Here is a 22,237-nt window from a genome sequence, read left to right on the forward strand (position 1 = left end):
ATTTTTTCAAGCTTTAAACTGTAAGATAGACCAGTATATTGTTAATTAACTAGCTTAAGTCAACCAGATGAATGACGCCATGCGTCCTGTTATACCGTCTCGGCGATAGGAAAAGTAATCGGCTTCATTTTTATAAGTACAAGCATGACTCAAATATACCTGATCCACACCGACTAGCTGAAGTCGAAATTTTGCCAAGCCTTGAATATCGGCTAAAAACTTACCATCGGATTCAGTGGCATTAAAAAACGTTGAGGTTTCGGGGTGTAATTGCATGAACATCTCCCTCACATCCTCTCCAACTTCAAACGCATCAGGGCCAATGGCTGGTCCCAAATAAGCAATGAGCTGTGAATTTTCTGTGGAAAACGTCTCTAACGCAGCCTCTATAATCCCGTCACACAGCCCACGCCAACCTGCGTGAATGGCGGCAACTTGCTTGCCTTGCCTATCACAAATAAGCACAGGTAGGCAGTCTGCGGTCATAACGACACAGACTTGCTGCCTACTTTTGGTGTAACTGGCATCAGCGCAAACAAGCCGCTGATTATCAGCCTCGACGATTTTAGTGCTATGGACTTGCTCTAACCAAGCTGGGGTTGAAGGTAATTTCAAGCGCTCACAGATGAGCGCTCTATTTACCAGTACATCTTCCTGTACGTCACCCACGTGTAGCCCTAAGTTAAGACTCCCATAGGGAGCTTTACTCACTCCACTATGACGGGTTGTGAAAGCAATCTTAACGCCTTCAGGAATATGCCAGCTTGTGGTCATCTACAGAATCCGTCTATTTATAAGATTGATGACGGGTTGTCTTCCGTATCTTTTCTTAACGCTTTAGTTAAGATCACCATATCCTCTGGAACTGGAGCCTGCCAGCTCATGATTTCACAGGTATATGGGTGAGCTAATTCAAGCCTGATTGCATGTAGCGCCTGACGTTTAAAGTTCATATAAACATCGAAAAATTCTGGAGTAACAGCTTTTGGCGGTCTTGGACGTCCACCGTACACAGGATCACCAACTAAGGTATGCCCAAGATGAGCCATATGCACACGTATCTGGTGAGTCCTTCCAGATTCCAGGCGCAATCTTAAACGTGTATGTGCTCTGAACTTCTCGGCTACACGAAAGTGAGTCATTGCCGGCTTACCCGAATACACCACAGCCATATGGGTACGTTTAGTCGGATGACGATCGATAGGTTCATCGACTGTCCCCCCAGAAATAAGTGACCCCAATACTATGGCTTCATATTCACGAGTGATCTCGCGAGCCTGCAAAGCCGAGACAAGATGTGTCTGAGCCTCAACAGTCTTAGCTACAACCATGAGTCCTGTGGTATCTTTATCCAGACGATGTACAATACCGGCACGAGGCACTAGCTCGATACCTGGGCAATGGTGAAGTAGAGCATTCAGAAGCGTGCCATCACTATTTCCGGCACCTGGATGAACCACTAAGCCTGCCTGCTTGTTGATGACCAAGATATGATCATCTTCATAGACAATATTAAGATCAATTGCTTGGGCTTTAGCCGTAGTTTCTTCAACTAAGGTCGCACCCACTACAACGATCTGCCCCTCGAGCACTTTCTCTCTGGGCTTATTTGAAACATCGCCATCAATAGTCACTGAACCATCTAAGATCCATTCTTTGATACGTGTACGTGAGTAATCAGGGAACAAATCAGCCAAAGTTTGATCTAATCTTTGTCCAGTTTGTGTTGCTGTTATCTCGCTTTTTAGATTAATCTCTTGTGTCATAGGAACCGTACCCGTTTTTCGGGGTCCAAAAATGTGAGCGATCTGTTACAATCGAATTGTTTCTATTTTATATCGAAATGGAAAAAATCTTAACTATAACTTTAAAAGAATCGAAATTAAGTATGCATAAATTTGCTAAAGGTGCTGTATTAGCCCTATTTTCAATAGCCATTACGGCTTGTAGTAGTAGCCCAGATGAAGAACTTAAGGCCAGTAAAACATCACCTGATGTACTGTACTCCCAAGCTAGAACCTCTATGGAGCTTGGTAATTACAGCAAAGCAGTTCGTTCTCTTGAAGCATTAGACTCTCGCTACCCATTTGGGCCACACAAGACTCAAGTGCAGTTAGATCTGATTTACGCCTATTATAAACTAGATGACCCCGCTTCGGGAATCGCAAATATAGATCGTTTCATTCGGCTAAACCCTACCCATAAAGATATAGACTATGTCTATTATATGCGTGGATTGGTTAATATGCAGTCTGATAGCTATATGTTCCACGATATGCTCAATATCGATAGAACAGATCGAGACCCTCAGGTGGCCATTAATGCGTTTAAAGATTTCGATCGCCTGATCAAATCTTACCCAAACAGCAAGTATGCCAATGATGCAGCCGAGCGTATGCAATATCTTAAAAACAGACTTGCTAAATATTCAATTAATGTCGCCGAATATTACATGAAGATGAATGCTTGGAGTGCTGCTGCGATCAGAGCCCAATCTGTGATGGAAACCTATCCAGGTACCTCATCGACAGAACGTGCATTAGAGATAATGGCTGACGCCTATGGTGAACTAGGGCAAGAAAAGCTGAAGAATAATGTACTGACTGTGATGAAAGCTAATTATCCGGACAATAAAAGATTGGCTGATTAACTACTTCAAAGAAGTCTGTATTATCTAAATATTAAAGCTCCCACTTAATTTTAAGTTGGGAGTTTTTTGTATCTGTCACAAATATCCAAAGCAAGAGCTGAGCATATTCACGCCGCACTCTAGCCATAGCTATAAGTAAGAATAAACACTCACCACCATGTCAACTGCACGAAATACCTACAAACAAGCAGTAATTGCCGATAATACAACGAAAGTAGTTGACTAGAATCCTAAAAAGCATTCTAATGACGCCCGTTGCCCGAATAGCTCAGTCGGTAGAGCAGAGGATTGAAAATCCTCGTGTCCCTGGTTCGATTCCGGGTTCGGGCACCATATTTCATTTAGGCGCTCTTAGCGACTAAAACAAAAAAACCTCGCTATGCGAGGTTTTTTTGTATCTGTAGTTTACTGTTTCTAAACTTATGCTGCCGGAACTTAGATTTTTAAGACTTATACTTATGAGGCTTATACTTATGAGGCTTAAAACTTCTCATTCCTAATAGGTTCAGTTCAAGAACGAAGTAAAGCGATAGCTTAGCACTATCGCTTCTCAGCCTTATGTTTTAAACAGACTCACCGCTTGTTGCAGTGACTCGGCACGAGACTTAACTTCATCCGAAGCACGGGCATTCTCATCGGCAGCCGTTGCCGAGTCTTGAGCAATATCCCTAATTATAACCACATTTTTATTCACTTCAGAAGCAACCATACTCTGCTCCTCAATTGCGGCGGCAATCTGAGTACTCATGTCCATTATATTAGTGACATCTAAGTTAATCTGCTGCAATAGCGTTCCAGCAGAAGCGGCCTGTTCGGCACTCTCTCCACCTTGCTTCTGAGTTGCTTCCATCAACTGCACAATTGAACGAGTTCTTGCTTGCAGTGTCTGAATGATACTGGCAATTTCCTCTGTAGACTCCTGAGTCCTCATGGCCAGACTTCTGACCTCATCGGCTACCACGGCAAAACCACGTCCTTGCTCCCCGGCTCTGGCAGCCTCAATAGCAGCATTAAGTGCCAACAGGTTCGTCTGCTCGGCAATGCCTCTGATAACATCAAGCACGCTACCTATGGTCTCACTGTCTTTCTCCAAATCTGAAACCACCTGAGCTGAACCATTTAACTGCTCGGCTAAAGATTGAATTTTCTCAATGGTTTTCTCTACACCCAGTTGCCCCTTCTGAGCATTATCATGGGTATTGCTGGCTCTATCGGCTGCGAGTTCGGTATTTTTAGCTATCTCATCGATGGTCGCACCCATCTCGGTAATTGCCGTCGCAACCATATCTGTCTCATTGAGTTGCTGGCTGACTCCTTCGGATGCCTTAGCCGCATTCATAGAGAGTTCACCACATGAATGATTCATGATCTGTACAGACTCATTCACCTCTTCAATCAAGCACTGAAAGCTCTCGACCATACTATTAAAGTGTCTAGCAATCTGACCTAACTCATCATCAGACCTAGCATCACAGCGTATAGATAAGTCCTTATTTTTCTCTATGCTCGAAATAGCCTTGGTTATCCTATTCACCGGGTCCATGATGCTGCGAATGATAAAGAAGGTAAAACTACATAAGATCATGGCTATCAGGATAAACACTGTCATGCTTAGAGTGAATGCCGACGTTTCCGCGTCATGAATCGCCCTTAGCGCCTGATCTTTCAAGGTATTAGAATCATTCTCGGCAGTTGCTATTGCATCACGTAGTACAGCCATCAAGCCGTCATCTTGGGTTAATCCCAAAGCTTGCTCTTTATTGACTAAAGTCGCGAAGTCTTTCTGATAACTGCTCATAAGGGAGGAAATCTGGTCCTTAGCGATCGGGTCTAATAAAGACGATGATAAAAGCAGTTGAAACTGACTAATATTACTATCAAATTTCACGGTGTAACTCATTTTACGACGTAACATAAAATCTTTTTCATTACGTCTTAACTGTAGCATCAATACCATCAAGCCTGGTTGATCATATTTTTTAACTAAAGTCTCAACATCCCTCACCGCTTGGCGCAGGGTGCCATACAGCCCAGATTTCGGCGTTAGGCCAATTTGCTGCTGCAGCTGCACCACAGTTTCGAAAGACTTCTTGTAGTACTGAATACTTTTATCGAAACTATCTAGGGCATCGGTAGGAATATCATACATGACGAACTCCTCCCTCAAGCTGTTCATCACAGCATGCATATCATTTGCATTCGCCTTATGTTTATCTAAATACTCCATATCTAAGCGAGCAAAAAAATCTTTTTCGTTTTTTCTCAGGCTAAGTACTTCATTTTCTAGTTCGATGACATTTTGGGCACCTAACGACAACTCGGCCTGAACTGAGCTGGAATAACGCTGTAAACCAAACATGGCAACCAACGAAAGGATTGAAACGGTAGCACTTAATAACAACTTATGACGAATGAGCATATTGGGGTCCCCTAAAACAAGCACTCTTTTAAAAATAGTCGTAAATTTATATAAAGGTAAATAAATATTGCACTGTAACAAAAGTGTCACAATATATGTCACCAATATTATCCATAACGGGAGATATATCAACTATTTTTTACATGAAAACCACAAAGAAACCATTAACATGAAGCTATAGGCAACAGGAAAAACCAAATCGAAATTAAAACAGACTCTTTATCTTACCTCTGTCAAGATATACAATATCCCAAGAATAAAAAGGAGTTTGTATGCAGGTAATAGATGCTGACACAGTTAATCAAACATTAAACTTTCCAACACTTATCTCAGAGCTTAGAGAGACCTTCTCCAAACCTGCAGGCATGCCCCAACGACAGGTATTCAGCCTAGATGAGAACTCATCTCACAGCGATGCATTCGCGGTTCTGCCCTCATGGAACGAAAAGACCATAGCGGTTAAGGCATTCACCTACTTTCCTGACAATCCAGCTAAGAGTAGTGAACTGCAAAGTCTCTATTCCAAAATCATGATATTTGATCGTAAAACCGGAGTTCCTCAAGCTTTAGTCGACGGAACCAGTGTTACTTACTGGCGCACAGCGGCTATTTCGGCTTTAGGTGCTGACTTTTTAGCAAGGAAAGATGCCAGTAAACTGCTGGTTTTAGGTACCGGGCGTCTCGCCCCATATATGGCCTTAGCCCATGCGAGTATCCGCCCTATCGATGAAATATCCATCTGGGGCAGAGATCCAAACAAGGCACAACAAATCGTCGACGCTGTGAGCTTAGCCAGACCAGATATTAAGGTGACCGTCTGTGATGATATGCAAAAGGCTGTAAAATCTGCAGATATCATCAGCTGCGCAACAGGCTCACCGACTCCATTATTTAACAGTGACTGGGTACAAGCTGGCACTCATACGGATTTCGTCGGTAATCATAATCATGATAAGCGCGAGTGCGACACAGATCTTATCTTGAAGTCATCTGTATATGTAGATTCAAAAATTAATGTGTTTGCGGAAGCCGGTGAACTGCTTATCCCAGTTGAAGAAGGTGTTTATAGCACTGACTCTGTCGTGGGTGAGCTCGCTCAACTGTGTAAACATCAGGTATCGGGTCGAAAAAACGAACAAGAGATAACACTATTTAAAACCGTTGGCACGGCTCTGGCCGATCTCGTCGGTGCTCAACTGGTCTATTCCCAATTACAGTCAGAAAAATAGAAACTTCTCCCATTAATAAAAGGGAAGGCTCTCTTCCCTATTCTCATACTTTTTACTCAAATCTACTGTTTCTCAAGTCATATCCGCTGCGTCCACTTCACTAAAATCGTTAAGTGCTATATCTTTCGTTAACCCCCTTAACCTCAGTCACATATTATTTAACTTTTGCTTTGGAGTCAGTGCAGGACATCCTACAGCGAAGGGATGAAGCTCACGGCTTCACTAAATTAATAAGGATAGCTAGTATGATAAAGGCAAACATCACTCACTATTTACTCATCCCCTTATTGCTTTTAAGTCACTTAAGCCAAGCCGCACAGAGTATCGACAAGCAGATCAAGGTAACAGATGTCCTCAGGCTCAATGTCAAAGTGTTGCGAGGCGATGTCAAAATTAAAAGCTGGGATAGACAAGAGATCAGTGTCCAAGGAACCTTAGATGAACTCAGCCAAGGATTCATTTTGGAACTGCAAGGTAACTCAGTCACTCTGGAAGATAAGATGCCTCAACAATTTAGTGGCAAGAATAATAGCGGCTCGTCATTGATCATCACAGTTCCAAGCAAGCTAAGCTTATACGCCAAGGGAATTTCATCTAGCTATAACCTGTCAAATCTTGAGGGGGATATCAGGGTTAACACGGTCAGTGGTGATATCAAGGCCATCAAGCTCACCGATCAAGTCCAACTACACACCATATCCGGCGATATCAACTCCGATGGCTTGAAAGGAAATATCAAGTTAGACACAGTGTCAGGCACTATTAAAGATAAGAATAGTGATGGTGAGATAAGTTATAAATCTGTCAGCGGGAAAATTAACGCCAGTTCGAGAGCAACTAAGGTGACAGTCGAGCAAGTATCTGGTGACGGAAGGGTCATGCTAGAAAAAGTCGACAAACTTGAGGTACACAGTGTGAGTGGTGATATTGTGCTGTCTTTCTCGGCACTCGACACTGTCGCTAGCTTGGAGAGTGTCAGCGGAGACATTAAACTCGAGTTACCTCAGGCGATCAATGCCAAGTTTAGCCTCAATGGTGGTCCGGGTGGCAAAATCTATAATCGTTACAGCCAAGATAAACCAAGCCAAAAGAAATACTCACCAAGCTCATATCTAACATTTCAAATAGGCAAGCCAAGGGCTGATATCAAGGTAAGCACCATAAGCGGAGACATAGAGCTGATTAAAAAAATCTAGCCTAGTCTAAAATGAAGGCTAAACGAAGGGCCTTATATCAAGGCCCTTTGGGAACAATTATCTCAAGTTAGCAAAGCCTAAACAGATGCAATCTCTTCATCGGTCAGGAAACGCCACTCGCCTGGGGCTAAGTCATCGTCTAACACTATCTTACCGACGCTTTCTCTATGTAGACCCACGACTTTATTACCTACAGCAGCAAACATACGCTTCACCTGATGGTATTTACCTTCGGTAATCGTTAAGCGAGCATGATGTGAGTCAATAATCTCCAGTACCGCAGGTTTGGTCAGACCATCTTCATTTCTTAACTCAACACCTTGAGCGAATGTCTCGACTAATGAGGCATCGAGTTCATCAGTCAATGTAACCAGATAACACTTGCCGCAATCTTTCTTTGGCGAAGTGATCTTATGAGACCATTGACCATCGGTAGTGATCAGCACAAGCCCTGTGGTATCTATATCTAATCTGCCAGCAATATGCAGAGTATCTGCTTTCTCGATATCGAGAAGGTCGATGACAGTTGGGTGCACTATATCAAATGTGGCACAGATGGTATCCGCAGGTTTATTCAGCATCAAAAACCTTGGGCCGACAACAGAGATAACCTTACCGTCTAGACATATAATTTGTCCCGCTTTTACTTTAAAACTTGAACTCTTAACCACCTCACCATCACAAGTCACATCACCACGGTGTAAGGCTTTCTTTGCAAATGAGCGGGTGAGCTCAGTCGATTCACAGATAAATTTGTCTAAACGCACTTAGGTTTCTCAAGTTTTAGATAAAAAGTGGCGCCATTATGAAGGTCTCTTCGATAAAGGGCAAAGTTTTGCCATTAAGTTAATCTTGCGCTCATCCACATGAGGGGAATTAAACACTAGGACTTATCTTGCTAGCCATGCTAATTCCTCTCCCATTAAAGGAAACCTTTACTTACACAAGTTCCCCCTATACCCGAGTTTATCTAACACTGACACCTTGTTTACATTCCATGTATAGCCTTAACATCTATAGTAATATGTCATCTATCACCAAAAACATGGTATTTCATATCTAGTTGTTGGTTTTTTAGTATTTAAGCCTAGCTAAATGTGCAGACATGAGCCATATATAAACTCGGCACAATTAGCTACATGATCAAGTCACATCAATAAAAATAACCCTATAATGGGCAATAAAGGAAACAGCATGAAAAAAGTACTCGTTGGAGGCCTATGTGCCTCACTGATAGTAGGCCTGACGGCATGCAATAATAAGGAAGCTGAAGTTAAAGCTCCCGAAGCCAGTAAGACGGCTACGGCCGTACAGAAGGCATTAACTTCTGGCATTGATTTCACTAACTTCGATAAGTCTATTCGTCCTCAAGACGACTTCTACGGTTACGTAAACGGTACTTGGCTCAAAACCACCGAAATCCCAAGTGATAGAACTAGCGCAGGTGCTTTTTATGATCTCCGTGAAAAATCCCGAGACGATGTAAAAGCTATCATAGAAGAAGTCGCCGCTACGCCTAATCTTGTTGCCGGAAGCGATGAGCAAAAAGTTGCCGATCTATATCGCTCATTTATGGACACTGACACATTAAACCAACTAGGCACTACCCCTATTCAAGCCGAGTTGGATAAAATTGACGCCCTAAAGACTAAGTCTGATCTCGTCGGTTACTTCGCCCATAGTCAGCTCATAGGCAGCGGTACACCAGTTGCTCTTTATATAGATGTAGATGCCAAAGACTCGAGCCGCTACGCCACACACATTTGGCAATATGGTCTCAGTCTTCCAGAGAAAGATTACTATTTTAACGATGGCGAACGCTTTGTTAATATTCGTAAAGCCTTCGTCGAGCACATAGAAAAGATGTTCACTATCGCTGGCTTTAACGATCCTAAAGCCAGTGCAGAGCAGATTTTAGCACTGGAAACTGCCATAGCTAACAGACATTGGGACGTTGTCGAGACCCGCGACAGCACTAAGACCTATAACCTTTATCAGGTTAAAGACCTAGCTAAGCTCGCACCTGACTTCGATTGGACTGCTTACCTAACAACTTTAGGCGTCCAAGATCAAAAAGATATCATCATCAATCAGCCTAGCTTTATTGAAGGCTTCAATGAAGTCCTAAAAGCCAATGAACTGTCAACCTGGCAAACCTACATGAAGTGGCAATTACTGACTCATTTCGCCGGTGAAATGACAGGTAAGCTAGATCATGAAAACTTCGAATTCTTCTCTAAGACGCTCAACGGCCAAGCAGAGCAACAGCCTCGCTGGAAGCGTGGTGTGAGCACTGTCAACAATGTATTAGGTGAGGTTGTCGGCAAAGTTTACGTTAAGCGCCACTTTACACCTGCCGCGAAAGAGCGCATGCAAGTTCTGGTTGAGAACCTACGTGGTGCCTATGGCACCAGTATCGACAACTTAGAATGGATGAGTGCCGGCACTAAAATCGAAGCCAAAGACAAGCTGGCTAAATTTGATCCTAAGATAGGTTACCCAGATAGATGGGAAGATTATTCTAAGCTGACTATCAAGGCAGACGATCTTATCGGTAACAATATTCGCGCCAACGAACTCGGTCACGAAAAAGAGCTAGAAAAACTTGCAGGTCCGATCCGCAAGTGGGAATGGCATATGACCCCACAAACGGTGAATGCCTACTACAACCCAACCATGAACGAGATAGTATTCCCAGCAGCTATCCTTCAACCGCCTTTCTTCGACATGCAAGCCGATGACGCCGTTAACTATGGCGGTATTGGTGCGGTTATCGGTCACGAGATGGGTCATGGCTTCGATGACCAAGGCGCAAAATTTGATGGTGAAGGCAATATGCGTAACTGGTGGACCGAGCATGACCTCTCTGAGTTTGCCACTCGCGGTAAAGCACTCGTAGCACAATATGATGGCTACTCAGTGTTTGATGATCTTAATGTGAACGGCGAGCTTACTCTAGGTGAGAACATCGGCGACCTTTCCGGTGTGACTATCGCCTATAGGGCATACAAGAAGTCACTGGATGGTAAAGAAGCACCTGTTATCGATGGCCTTACCGGTGACGAGCGATTCTTCATCGGCTTCACTCAGATCTGGCGTGCAAAAATAAAAGAAGAGTCTATGCGTAATCGTGTAGCCACAGATCCACACTCGCCAGCTAAGTTCCGTTCACTGGGCGCCTTATCTAATATGCCTCAGTTCTACACCACTTTCGACGTAAAACAAGGCGATGCCATGTATATAGCGCCAGAAAAACGTGTAAAAATCTGGTAATCAGCTGAACTGATTTATCAATTAAAAAGAGTGCCTTAGGCGCTCTTTTTTTATGTCTGTTGAAAAATAAACTTAACATGAATGAAAGTTAATTCTTCATTCAGCCTAGATTAAGCTAACTAGGTTTAAATTGACTACATCGTTTAGTTTTACTTCCTATTTTTCAAGTAATGAGGCTAATTTGATGTTGATAAACAGTATGAATCGCTTGTTTCGCACCTTCTTTATTTTTCTACTCCTACTGTCCTCCCGGACAGGATTTGCTGCCACAAACGAATTCAAGTCCAGTGTAAAAGAGAAGAGTGATAGTTATGCCGCTAGGCAAGCAATCAGTAAAAACCTTTTGGGACTCACATCTATATCCAGTCTTGAATACCACCCAGCCAGACAAACTAGCACAGATCTCGACGTCCTCTACTCACAGGCGCAAACCGCTCAAGACGAATTGGCGCAAATTTTAATGGATATTTCAACGGGTACTCAGATTGAAGCTCAACTTCCTGGTATTAAGAGTTATTCCAGAGCCAGCGAAAAGGTTAAGGCTAAATTTTATGGTGATGCTAGCCTACTCACCGACCTTGCCAGAGCCAGCATAGTAACCAATAATATCCATGACCTAGTCTCAGCCTATGAGGCCTTAACCAGCCAGACTCAAGTCATCAAGGTCAAGAATCGCTTCGCTTCTCCTAAAGATTCAGGTTATCGTGATCTCAATGTACTCATCAGGCTACCTAAGTCGCAGATGATTGCCGAAGTTCAACTGCACTTAAGTGGGATAGCGAATATCAAAAATGGTGCCGAGCATAGGGTCTATGAACAGGTGCAAGCCATAGAAACGAGCGCCATGAGCCAAGAGCGGCCATTAAATGACATTGAGCAGGCTCAGATAACACGCCTTCGCCAAGTCTCCCACAAGCAATATCACAAAGCTTGGCTACAATATAAACGCATAGATGCCGCAAGTTTGATCACCGCATCGGTCGCTTAAGCGCTAACAATACCCACTCAGACAAGATATACTTGAAGCCATAAACTTATAATCAGCGATGAGACAATGCACGAGATCATAGAGCAACTTCAGGAACTGAGTGAAACCGTTCCTATCCCTTTAGAACTGCCTACATTTGAACAAATTGTAGTGGTCGAAGAGGAAATTTTAATGCCTCTTCCTCCCGAGCTAAAGGAATATCTACTCTATGCCAGCGATGTTATCTACGGGAGCCTAGAGCCCGTAACCGCCAGCGACCCATATTCCCACACCTACCTTGCCGAAGTGACCGCCTATGCTTGGTCAATCGGCATGTCACGTGAATACGTAGCCATATGTCAGCAGGGCAATAGCTTCTACTGTATCGATCAGGAAGGTCAGGTCATGCTCTGGAGCGAAGATGAGCTCGAAAGCGAAACCTGGGAATCTTTCTGGCAATGGGCTGAACATGTCTGGTTGCAGAGCTAGGTCTCTATCCTAGGAGAAGTCTAGGTGCTAACCCAGCACATTTATCTATCCGAGAATAATTATTCCAGCACTAGAATTCGAGTACTAATAGTGCGAATAAGTCTTGGTATAGACACTCAATATTTATGGAAAAACAATGTCAAAGAATACCGGCTTAAATGCCATCGAAATTAAGTTTCTACGTCTGTCTCTTGGCCTAACACATGCTCAAGTAGCTGAGCTTAGCAAAGCCAGTGAAGCTGATGTAATCGCCTGGGAAGCGGGTGAGAAGCCCGTATCGGGACTGGCCGAGAAGAAGTTGTTAGCGATAGACGAAATCATCGAGATGCAAGTACTCAACACCTGTGATGGTATCGAAGAGCTGTTCAAGCAAGAGCCTAAGCGTCGCCTTAGTTTTGTCGTCTATCCGACCCAAGCCATCTACGCTCAGTATAATCCTGAATTCTTAGGCTCATTGCCACTAGCCGAGCTTTATAGCACGTCTGCTTGGCGCATCAAGAAAGAGTGTAAGCTAGTACTTGAAGTCGACGTGACCCTGGTGGCTCTCGATGTCGAAGCTTACAAGGCTTACCGTGAGAAAGAAGACTTAAAAGAGAGCCGCGAGATCCGAGCAAAATGGGCGGCGACACAGATATAGGTTGCGAGTTGCGAGTTGCGAGTTGCGAAAAGAATAATAAAAAAGCATCTAAATAGATGCTTTTTTTACGCCTACTCTATTCCAGAGATGATTCAAAAGGCGATATTAAAATATAAGCTATTCAGCCCCGGCCATCTCTTTCTCAAGGGCCTTAGCCATAGCGGGACGCTTAGCAAGCCTATCACGGTAGACAGCCAGCTTAGGCGGAATAGTTTGCTCGAATCGAGTGGCCCAGGCTAAGGTGTGTGCCAATAAGATATCGGCAACGCTCAACTCATCGCCTAACAGAAAATCGGACTCAGGCAGCCAATTTTCGGCAATAGCAGCCGCCTTATCAAACTCCCACTTCGCCACAGGGAACATGCTCTCTTGCCTCAGCTCCTCGGGCAGTGCGAACTTATGCTTGCCTATGGTCCACAGTGGCTGCTCAAGCTCAGTGATGATAAAACTCACCCACTTATGATGTAAAGCAGAAGCGTCACTGCCAGGCTCAGGTAACAGCTTTCTTTTGCCATATTTCTCGGCTAGATGCATGACAATAGCGGCCGATTCGGTCACCACTAACTCATCATCGACCAAGGCAGGAACCTTGCCACCAGGATTAACAGCAAGAAAGCCTGGGCTTCGGCTATCGCCTTTGGAGAAGTTAATATAGTGATACTGCCAATCCAAACCCAGCTCTTCTAAGGTCCATGACACGCGTAGTGAACGACTTCGGGGTACTCCATATAACTTGATCATTCTCACTCCCATTGATGACGTACTGATAAAAAAAAGGCTACAGCTAATACCAATCGGTATAAGATCTAGCCCTAACAATATACGCAAATTCAGATAACTTGAAAGATTAAAAATTCATCGTCAGCTTAGTATAAATATATCGGCCCAAGGGGTTATGAACCGCCATCGCATAACCATAGAGATCAGCATCACCATCACCTATGGCGAATGGTGGCTCTTCGTCAAACATGTTATTCACGCCGACACTCAACTTAAACATCTCGCTGAAGCGATAAGAGCCAGACATATCCACCAGAAGCTGAGATTCGACGGTGCGCGTCTTATTGAAATCATCAAATTCACCGATATAACTCAGGTTCACATTGGCGGAAAAATCATCCATCATCCAGTTTGTTGTCGCCAACCAACGGTTCTCGGGGTACTCATAGCCACCGGTATAATCTATGGTCTCTCCACCTATGTCTTTTTCAAAGTTATGCATATAACTCCACTCCAGACCAAACTTGATGTCACCATAACTATCTAGCTCCAACCTGTAGTGGGCTGAAACATCCATGCCCTGCACTTCCTGAGAGCCCAAGTTAACGAAGCTTGAGTGAATAACATCGATTGGTCCCAGCGTCTGACCAGACTGAGCGGCCGAGCGTTCACAGATGCTGCTACTTTGAACGTTACAATGTGCATCATAAATATCGCTCAGCAGTAACTTATCTATCTTGTTATCCTGAACGATGCTAAAAATATCAAACCCCAGATCGAATTGCTGACTAGGTGCCCAGATCATGCCCACGTTCCAAGTTTCTGATTCTTCGGCTTCCAGATCAGGATTACCAGAAAATTCCGTATTATAGTCCAACAATTCGCAATCCACGCCATCCGCAGCACAGCGATACTTATCGATAAAGAAGTTACTCTCTTCTGACGGACCTAGACCAATCTGAGCTAAAGAAGGCGCCCTAAAACCGGTAGACCATGAGGCACGAGCAGTAAGGTCTTCTGTCACTCCCCATTGGAAAGCGATCTTAGGATTGGTGGTCGAGCCAAAATCACTGTAATGATCGTAACGTCCTGCCAGTTGTAATTCGAAATTATCGGTTAAGGGAATAGAAAACTCTACATAGGCCGCATACTGATCCCGAGCCGCTTGGGCCGAAACTGCTTCGGTACCGAAAATTAAACCTCTGCGAAACTGTTCATCGGGTACATCGCTGACATCTTCCTCTCGATACTCTGCACCTGCCGCCATCATGATGTCACGACCCGCTAAAGAGAATGCCTGACCGGTAATGCTAGCATCATATGAGGTGATATTAGATTCACCTTGGCGTACTAAACTCGTGGTGATCCGGTCTATGACTTCTTGGGGATTATAGGTGCCACCGAAGGGGTTATAGTTGCCGGCATCGATCTCAGCTTGCAAGTAGTCGGTTCTAACCCAGCCCTGAGATCGATCCCCAGTTTGGGTGGATTCACTGCGCCCTCTCTGGGCTGATACTTCCCAGTCCCACTCATTAATGATTCCGCGAAGTCCTACCACTAAGCGCATAGAGTCAGACTCGATATCCCAGCGACGGGCCCCGGCATCGACGGTGCGATAACGACCGATGTCAATATCTTCCTTCCAAGGATTACTCGGATGAGAGCCTGGTACGGTAAGACCTGCATCTTCATCCAAAGGAGTAGGTGCACCTCCCGCTTCAGAGGTGTTGTGCTGCACAGCAAACTCTAAGAAAGCTGTCAGCTCGTCATTAAAATCATAATCAAACTGCCCTATCGCGCCTACACGCTCAGATTTAGGTATGGTGAGATTATAGGGACCATAATCAAACAGACAGCTGCCGCTTGCAGTTGCCGAGTCGACAGGACAATCGGGGTCGATAGTCTTGACGCCATCGACATAGAAATAACCAGGAAAGCCACGTGATGAACGATAATCTTCACCGCCATAAGGACTCTGATTCGCCGTTCCGAAACGCCCCATTTCACTGGCGGCTAGCGTATCATTCTTAAAGTAATCCAGAATAATCGACGCACTGCCCTTATCAGACTTTCCCCCCCAGACTAAGCTGGCAGTCTTCTCACCGTAATCTGTACCTGTTGCATCCCCTAAGCCCAGATTAATTTCTATGCCTTCGATATCTTTCCTAAGCACAATATTGACCACACCGGCGATAGCGTCGGAGCCGTAAATAGCGGATGCGCCATCTTTGAGGATATCGATACGCTCGATAGCTGATACAGGTATGTTGTTAATATCGACGAACGAATTAGTAATACCCTCAGCAAAAGCCGAGGCGGCAACGCGGCGACCGTTAATCAAGACGAGAGTGGCATCAGGACCCAGTCCACGCAGACTGATGGACGCACCACCATTGGCTGTAGAATCTTGGCTATTACCACGAGTTGAAAATGCTCCAGCACCGTTGGCAGGCATACGTTCGAGTAATTGCTGCAGGTTATCGAACCCCATATTAGCAATGTCTTCCTTACTGATCGATTGAATAGGCGATGGCCCTTCGATATCGGTGCGTTTGATACGCGACCCAGTCACTTCTATACGTTCGACGGTTTCAGCTGCCGCATATAGGTCATTAGCGAACAGAGAGGTGATAGCCAGCGCGCACAGGCTAGGTGTTATTACTTGCTTCATTGTTATCATCCTTTGATATTATTATTTTTCAATCACTTGATTACAACAAACTTCAATCAGACTACAGATTACTCGTGCAAGTATTAACCTAAGGCCTAAACTAGAAAAGTCAAATAAAGCAGAGCATTAGACATAAAGAGTTACAAACTCTAGCTAAATGGCTTAGAGGAGCAGAGATGACTTATGACACAAACACCGAAATAGGCACGCGCCTCACTCGAAGCGCTGGGAGATGAGATATGAGATATGAGAGATACATTGGTATCTAAATACTGGAGATATTCTAAATAAAGATGTAACGACGCTCGGGACGTCCCACTGTGCCATATTCTATATCGGCTTTCACCCTATCGACAGATAATAGATACTCCAGATAACGCCTGGCCGTGGTACGACTGAGTCCAATGCAGTCCGCCATGCCCTCGGCGGTATACGAGATGGCAAGATCACGCCTAAATACCTTAATAATTTTCTCTAGGGTCAAACCATCCACTCCCTTGGGAAGAGGCGATTTTTCACTTATTTCAGCACCAGTCCCCTGAGCTTCACCATGTTGAAGGCCAAAGAAGAGATCTACATCTTCTTGTTCGAATGCCCGTCTGGTCTCAAGTTTATCTGAGTAATCCGAAAATCGTTGTAGAGTCTGACTCAGGCGCGAGAATGAGATGGGCTTAAGAATATAATCGAATACACCTGAAGCGACAGACTTTTGAATAACCTCCACATCTTTAGCGGCCGTGAGCATCACCACAGTCGGTGCATTGTCCTTTATCTCTTGACGAATATACTTGATCACATCTAGGCCACAACTCGAGTCTAGGCTGATATCCAAAAATACCAGATCCGGTGCGAAGCAATCTATGACATCTATCGCCTCTGTTACGTTCGAGGCAACACCTATCACCTCATATTCTTCTCGTTTGTTGATTGTTTTAGCCAAGATCGCGGCAATCCTGGCATCATCCTCAACTATCAGTACATTTTTCATTCTCATCAGAATACCTTGTTATTGTTATGTTTATCGTCAGTTCGGCTTTTATGATCTTTTGGCCAGCTGCTTAGGGATATACACGGTCATGATAGTACCGCCTCCCTTGGCGTTAGAAATAGATATCGATCCGCCTAACTGAGCGAGTGCATTCTTCACCAGATACATGCCGATACCATGGCCCATATCCGATTTAGTGGTTTCACCTAGTGCAAACATATTCTCTTTCAAGTCGCTATCTATGCCGCTACCTGAGTCTACAACTTCGAATATAAGGTCATTACCTATGTCTGTCATATGTAAATTAACCATGTGAATTTTAGTGCTATTTTTAAGGCAGGCATCGAAGGCATTATCTATGATATTCCCCAAGATCGTGACCAATTTCTCACTCGGTATATTCACAGGAATATCATTGAGGCTGCTATCAGGTTCTATGACAAATTCGATATTACGCTCCCGAGCTTGATTGTACTTACCCAGAAAAAATCCTGCCATAACAGGATCGGCAACGGTCGCAATCAAGAACTCGATCATCTCCTGATAACCCGAGGTTTCACTGGTGATCAGCTCCAAAGCCTCATCGACTGAGCCAATCTGAATAAGGCCACCTATGGTATTAAGCTTATTAGAGTACTCATGGGTCTGCACTTGCAGCATGGTCGAGAACTGTTCCACCTGAGACAGCTTCTGACTGAGTGCAACTATATCATCCTTGAGACGGAAGCTGAGCACGGCGCCCTTATTCTCCCCCTTGATCAATAAAGGCGTCTTGGTCAAGATCATCAACTGTTCATTAATATCCACTTCAATATCACGCAAAGAAAGCTGAGAATTTTCGGTACTAACCAAGGGGGACAAGGACGATAGGCTGTTGATTGAACTACCGACTATATCCTCGCTATCAAGCTCACCAATTAGCTGTAAAGCAACTGGATTGACGCTAGTGATTACTCCTGCTTCATTGATCACTATGATGCCTTCAAGAATGGAGGCAAGCACCGCCTTACGCTCGGTATATGTACGGGCTATCTCTTCCGGTTCGAGTCCGAAAATGTCATCCCGATAACGTTTCGCGATATAAATGGTGATCCCCACGCCCGCTAAGAGAATTAAACCAAAGAAGAAGTGAAAATTACGCTTAAACTGTTCTACAACCTTGTCGATATCTTCTTCAAGAAAGCCTACCGACACCAAACCAATAATCTCTCCCGTATCTGAGTAAACCGGGCTCTTGCCACGTACCGAGATGCCTAAGGAGCCTGTTGCCTTTGAGATATAAGACTGACCATCAACTAAGGCCAGAGCATTATCCCCACCCACCATCTTCTGACCTAACTTGCTGAGATTTGGATGAGAGTAACGAATACCGTCAATATCACCAACAACGATGAATCTAGCTTCGGTATTAAGACGAATAGTCTCGGCAAGCTCTTGAATCGAAACGCTATCTTTATTGATAAGGCCCTGAATTATGACGGGGTGATGCACTAAAGATTTAGACAGAGCAAGGGCGCGTTTACCAATCTGCTCTTCGAGGTTTGTTTGTAGACTATAGGTAGAAACCACACCTAAGCCAATGGTTTGAATTATGATCAGACTCAAGGAGAAGAAGGCCAGACGATTATGTAGACCTAGATTTTTAAAGGTTGAGACAATAGACATCATAAATTTATCCTAGTCGAAAACTCCTTTCTTCGAATTCTGGTTATGGTTGTAGTTGCGATTATGATTATTATTATTATTATCGATACAGAGTACGATGATATGTGTTCAGGGAAGGGTTTGTCAAAAAAAAGTAACGTAAGAATTAGGAGTGTAAGCCGCACCCTACCGCAATTCTTACGTTACAAAACTTGCTTGGAACTCTTTATTTAATTAACTTCTGCAGCCTTGCCTCTCCCCCTCCTTAAAAACTCTGACAGCTTAGGCAACACCAAGATCAATGTGGCAACGATCAGAATGGTCAGGGTAATGGGTCTTTCCCAAAGGAATGAGATAGAACCATCGTAGAGTGTTAACGAGCGACGTAGATTTTGCTCTAACATTCCGCCCAAGATAAAACCTAAGATCAAAGGTGACATGCCGAAATTGAGTAGCCTGAGGCCAATGGCAATCACAGAGAACACTGCCATCATGAAGATATCGAAGGCATTAAATGACACCAGATACACACCGATGAGAGAGAAAAACAAGATCAACACTGTAAGCAGTTGCTTAGGTAAGGTTAACGCCTTAGCTATGTAAGGGATCAGCGGCAGATTGATAAACAAGAGCACGATATTACCCAAATACATAGACACGATAACCGACCAGAATACCTCTGGGTTATCGAGAAACAGTCTCGGACCTGGCTGAATACCATATGCCATCAAAGCACCTAACATGACCGCAGTCGTCCCAGAACCTGGGATACCTAAGGTTAACAAGGGTACGAATGAACCACTACAAGCGGCATTATTGGCCGTCTCAGGGGCCGCTAATCCACGTAGGCTACCCTTGCCAAACTTTAACTTTTCTTTAGCCGATGCCAGATTACGCTCCAGGCCATAGGCTAGGAATGAAGCAATAGTCGCGCCCGCTCCTGGCAGAACACCGACGAAGAAACCCAGTACCGATGAGCGAGCCACCGTAGGGGCCACCTCTTTGATCTCTGCCCTAGTTAATTTCAAACTGCCGACCTTGGTCGCGATAGCTTGCTCTGTCGCCGCCTGCTCACCTTCCTTGACCTTGCTCTTGGCTATGATAGACATCAAAGCTTCCGATAGGGCAAACATGGACATGGCAATCAAGAGGAAACTGATCCCATCGAGAAGATCTATCTGACCAAAGGTGAATCGCTCGACACCGGATGCCTGATCCGTTCCCACAGTAGCCAGCATCAGGCCCAGTAGAGTCATCATCAGGGATTTAAGGAACTGACCCTTATTGGAGAACGCCGCAATGGCTGTGAGTCCCAATACTAGCAAGGCAAAATAATCCGGAGACTGAAAACTCAGTGATACCTTAGATAGCATAGGCGCAGCCACCAGCAAGAAAACCGCTGCAATAGTACCGCCACAGAAAGAGGAGTAAGCCGCCAAAGCCAACGCCTTGCCCGCTTGGCCTTGTCTCGCTAAAGGGTAACCATCGAATGAAGTCGCAACGGTTCCCGCGACTCCTGGAGCATTAATCAGAATTGATGAAGTAGAGCCACCAAATATAGCACCGTAATAGACGCCGGCCATCAAGATCATCCCAGATGACGGGTCGATACCATAAGTAATGGGGATCATCAGGGCGATTGCCGTGATGGGCCCAAGCCCGGGCAACATGCCGATAAATGTGCCGACAAAGCAGCCAAAGATAACGAATAGGATATTCTGCATCGATAATGCAGTTTCTAAACCCAATAAAATTCCATCATGCATAGTCTTAGCTCCAGATATCGCCAGTTGAAAGATAGATGCCGAGTAACTGAGTCATGATTGCCCAGAAGACAATTACCACAGGCACTGAGGCGACAATGAGTATTTTGGGTCGACGCTCACCTAAGATCAGATAACCGATAATTAAGAAGACTATGGTAGACAAGATGAAGCCCAAGACTTCTATGGTGCCGCCGTAGAAAAACATCAAACCGATAAGTGCCCCGCATTGGCCCCACCCTTTGCGGTCAAAATAAGGTTTTTCTGTATTTGTTGCCTTTAAAGATACCGATTTCCTCTCTTCGATTATCGCTAAAAATAACGCTAAAGCCGACACTAGCATGGCCGTAACAGCATAGATTTTCGGCATAGTCTGAGAGGTGAATACATCGTATTCTTCACCCGGATAAAGGGGAATTTGAGTGGCGTAATAGCCATAACAGACGCTAAATATGAAAAAGAACAACGCACCTAGCTTGTCTTTACTGATATTCATAATACTCACCATTTATAGTAATTTTTAATTAGGTGTTATCTCTGCCTGTATCCATACACATAAAATGCAGGCAGAGAAGTCGTGCTTTGTTGCTCTTGCTTACTTATTTATCTTAAGAATCCTAATTCTTTCATCAAGCCACCGATCTCTTGCTCCTGCTTCTCAAGAAACTTATAGAACTCAGTATCTGGGTTATAAAGGTTTACCCAGCCATTACGTGTCTTAATTTCATTCCACTGGGCAGTCTCTTGAACGCTACCAAGTAACTTGGCATAGGCTGCAACCTTCTCATCAGGCATAGATGGGGCCGCGAAGAAACCGCGCCAATTGGCGAAAACAACGTCATAACCCAGCTCGGTTAGAGTCGGTACATTAGGTACAGCTTCAACACGTTTAGGCGCCGTAATAGCAAGAATACGAACCTCACCACTCTGAGCCATAGTCAAGGCTTCACCGACACCGGTAGATAAGATTGCCGTCTCACCCGAAAGTAAGCCTGCCATCGCCTTACCGCCAGCATCATAAGCCACGTAAACTAAACGCTTCACGTCCACATCACCGGCCTTCATCGCCATGGCAGCGACTAAATGATCTAAGCTACCGCGAGCCGAGCCACCAGAGAATTTTACCTTTCTTGGATTCTTCTTAAATTCAGCAACCACTTCATCCCAATTCTGGAATTTTGAGTTTGCACGAACCACGAAGGCACCATAATCTGCAATGGTTCCCGCCACAGGTTTTAGATCCCTAAAGGACTGTGGAAACACCTTAGTCAGTGAACGAACAACAATAGGTGTCGAGTTCACCATCAAGGTGTCAGTTTGCTTAGCTGCTGTTTCAATCATGTAAGCGATGGCCTTACCGCCGCCGCCACCGGACATATTCTGGTAAGAGGCATTTTCTATCATGCCCGATTTAAGCAAGGCCTCGCCTGTGCCTCTGGCTGTACCATCCCATCCACCACCTGGTCCGCCAGGGATTAAAAAATGAACCTTGCTTATATCGATATTCTCGGCCGCGCTAGCCGCGCCCATTCCCATTGCTAACAGCACAGCGGCAATAGCGCTTGAGGTGAATTTTGTCAGTTTCATGGCT

Annotated in this window: 18 protein-coding genes and 1 tRNA gene; 8 read left to right on the plus strand and 11 right to left on the minus strand. The window is 44.6% G+C overall.

The features are described 5' to 3' along the window. Positions 1–54: 54 nt before the first annotated feature. Positions 55–774, minus strand: a complete 720-nt coding sequence (gene pgeF / locus SVI_RS16200; RefSeq protein ID WP_013052691.1) for a peptidoglycan editing factor PgeF — start codon at positions 772–774, stop codon at positions 55–57. Positions 775–791: 17 nt separating this feature from the next. Further along, entirely contained in the window at positions 792–1,766 is a 975-nt protein-coding gene (gene rluD, locus SVI_RS16205) for a 23S rRNA pseudouridine(1911/1915/1917) synthase RluD (protein ID WP_013052692.1), read from the minus strand. A 122-nt stretch (positions 1,767–1,888) separates the two neighbouring features. Between rluD and SVI_RS16210 the strand changes: the two genes are divergently transcribed. Further along, positions 1,889–2,650: an outer membrane protein assembly factor BamD gene (locus SVI_RS16210; RefSeq protein ID WP_013052693.1), complete on the plus strand. Its 762-nt coding sequence runs from the start codon at positions 1,889–1,891 to the stop codon at positions 2,648–2,650. Positions 2,651–2,907: 257 nt separating this feature from the next. After that, a tRNA-Phe gene (locus SVI_RS16215) sits at positions 2,908–2,983 on the plus strand. Positions 2,984–3,206: 223 nt separating this feature from the next. Here SVI_RS16215 and SVI_RS16220 read toward each other — a convergent pair. After that, positions 3,207–5,069 (minus strand): methyl-accepting chemotaxis protein, encoded by a 1,863-nt coding sequence (locus SVI_RS16220; protein ID WP_013052694.1) that lies wholly within the window; start codon positions 5,067–5,069, stop codon positions 3,207–3,209. 272 nt (positions 5,070–5,341) lie between these two features. Between SVI_RS16220 and lhpI the strand changes: the two genes are divergently transcribed. Both lhpI and SVI_RS16230 read left to right on the plus strand, forming a co-directional pair. Then, positions 5,342–6,298 (plus strand): bifunctional Delta(1)-pyrroline-2-carboxylate/Delta(1)-piperideine-2-carboxylate reductase, encoded by a 957-nt coding sequence (gene lhpI, locus SVI_RS16225; RefSeq protein ID WP_013052695.1) that lies wholly within the window; start codon positions 5,342–5,344, stop codon positions 6,296–6,298. Positions 6,299–6,543: 245 nt separating this feature from the next. Continuing rightward, positions 6,544–7,494, plus strand: coding sequence for a DUF4097 family beta strand repeat-containing protein (locus SVI_RS16230; protein WP_013052696.1), 951 nt, complete (start codon positions 6,544–6,546; stop codon positions 7,492–7,494). Between the two features lie 77 nt (positions 7,495–7,571). On the opposite strand, the gene rsuA is transcribed toward SVI_RS16230, so the two are convergent. Then, positions 7,572–8,261 (minus strand): 16S rRNA pseudouridine(516) synthase RsuA, encoded by a 690-nt coding sequence (rsuA, locus tag SVI_RS16235; RefSeq protein ID WP_013052697.1) that lies wholly within the window; start codon positions 8,259–8,261, stop codon positions 7,572–7,574. A 427-nt stretch (positions 8,262–8,688) separates the two neighbouring features. On the opposite strand from rsuA, the gene SVI_RS16240 reads away from it, so the two are divergent. From SVI_RS16240 to SVI_RS16255, 4 genes are all read left to right on the plus strand, one after another. Beyond that, entirely contained in the window at positions 8,689–10,767 is a 2,079-nt protein-coding gene (locus tag SVI_RS16240; protein WP_013052698.1) for a M13 family metallopeptidase, read from the plus strand. A 199-nt stretch (positions 10,768–10,966) separates the two neighbouring features. After that, the gene (locus tag SVI_RS16245) at positions 10,967–11,755 is read left to right on the plus strand and encodes a RelA/SpoT domain-containing protein (RefSeq protein ID WP_041420427.1); all 789 of its coding nucleotides are present in this window, start codon (positions 10,967–10,969) and stop codon (positions 11,753–11,755) included. A gap of 66 nt (positions 11,756–11,821) precedes the next feature. Beyond that, the gene (locus tag SVI_RS16250; RefSeq protein WP_013052700.1) at positions 11,822–12,223 is read left to right on the plus strand and encodes an SMI1/KNR4 family protein; all 402 of its coding nucleotides are present in this window, start codon (positions 11,822–11,824) and stop codon (positions 12,221–12,223) included. A 136-nt stretch (positions 12,224–12,359) separates the two neighbouring features. Continuing rightward, positions 12,360–12,860 carry a DUF4447 family protein gene (locus SVI_RS16255; RefSeq protein WP_013052701.1) on the plus strand — a complete coding sequence of 167 codons (501 nt, stop codon included), beginning with the start codon at positions 12,360–12,362 and terminating at the stop codon, positions 12,858–12,860. Positions 12,861–12,977: 117 nt separating this feature from the next. On the opposite strand, the gene SVI_RS16260 is transcribed toward SVI_RS16255, so the two are convergent. The 7 genes from SVI_RS16260 to SVI_RS16290 all read right to left on the minus strand — a co-directional run bounded on the left by SVI_RS16260 (position 12,978) and on the right by SVI_RS16290 (position 22,233). Continuing rightward, a complete protein-coding gene (locus SVI_RS16260; protein ID WP_013052702.1) occupies positions 12,978–13,601 on the minus strand; it encodes a glutathione S-transferase family protein in 624 nt (207 codons plus the stop codon). Positions 13,602–13,707: 106 nt separating this feature from the next. After that, positions 13,708–16,251, minus strand: a complete 2,544-nt coding sequence (locus SVI_RS16265; RefSeq protein ID WP_041420030.1) for a TonB-dependent receptor plug domain-containing protein — start codon at positions 16,249–16,251, stop codon at positions 13,708–13,710. Positions 16,252–16,534: 283 nt separating this feature from the next. Then, complete coding sequence (locus SVI_RS16270; protein WP_013052704.1) at positions 16,535–17,245, minus strand: response regulator; 711 nt, start codon at positions 17,243–17,245, stop codon at positions 16,535–16,537. A gap of 42 nt (positions 17,246–17,287) precedes the next feature. Next, complete coding sequence (locus SVI_RS16275) at positions 17,288–18,907, minus strand: ATP-binding protein (RefSeq protein ID WP_041420031.1); 1,620 nt, start codon at positions 18,905–18,907, stop codon at positions 17,288–17,290. A 206-nt stretch (positions 18,908–19,113) separates the two neighbouring features. Continuing rightward, a complete protein-coding gene (locus SVI_RS16280) occupies positions 19,114–20,649 on the minus strand; it encodes a tripartite tricarboxylate transporter permease (RefSeq protein WP_013052706.1) in 1,536 nt (511 codons plus the stop codon). A 4-nt stretch (positions 20,650–20,653) separates the two neighbouring features. Beyond that, positions 20,654–21,142: a tripartite tricarboxylate transporter TctB family protein gene (locus SVI_RS16285; RefSeq protein WP_013052707.1), complete on the minus strand. Its 489-nt coding sequence runs from the start codon at positions 21,140–21,142 to the stop codon at positions 20,654–20,656. A 107-nt stretch (positions 21,143–21,249) separates the two neighbouring features. Then, the gene (locus tag SVI_RS16290) at positions 21,250–22,233 is read right to left on the minus strand and encodes a tripartite tricarboxylate transporter substrate binding protein (protein ID WP_041420032.1); all 984 of its coding nucleotides are present in this window, start codon (positions 22,231–22,233) and stop codon (positions 21,250–21,252) included. Positions 22,234–22,237 lie beyond the last annotated feature (4 nt).

The organism is Shewanella violacea DSS12 (genome assembly GCF_000091325.1).
Classification (GTDB): Bacteria; Pseudomonadota; Gammaproteobacteria; order Enterobacterales; family Shewanellaceae; genus Shewanella; species Shewanella violacea.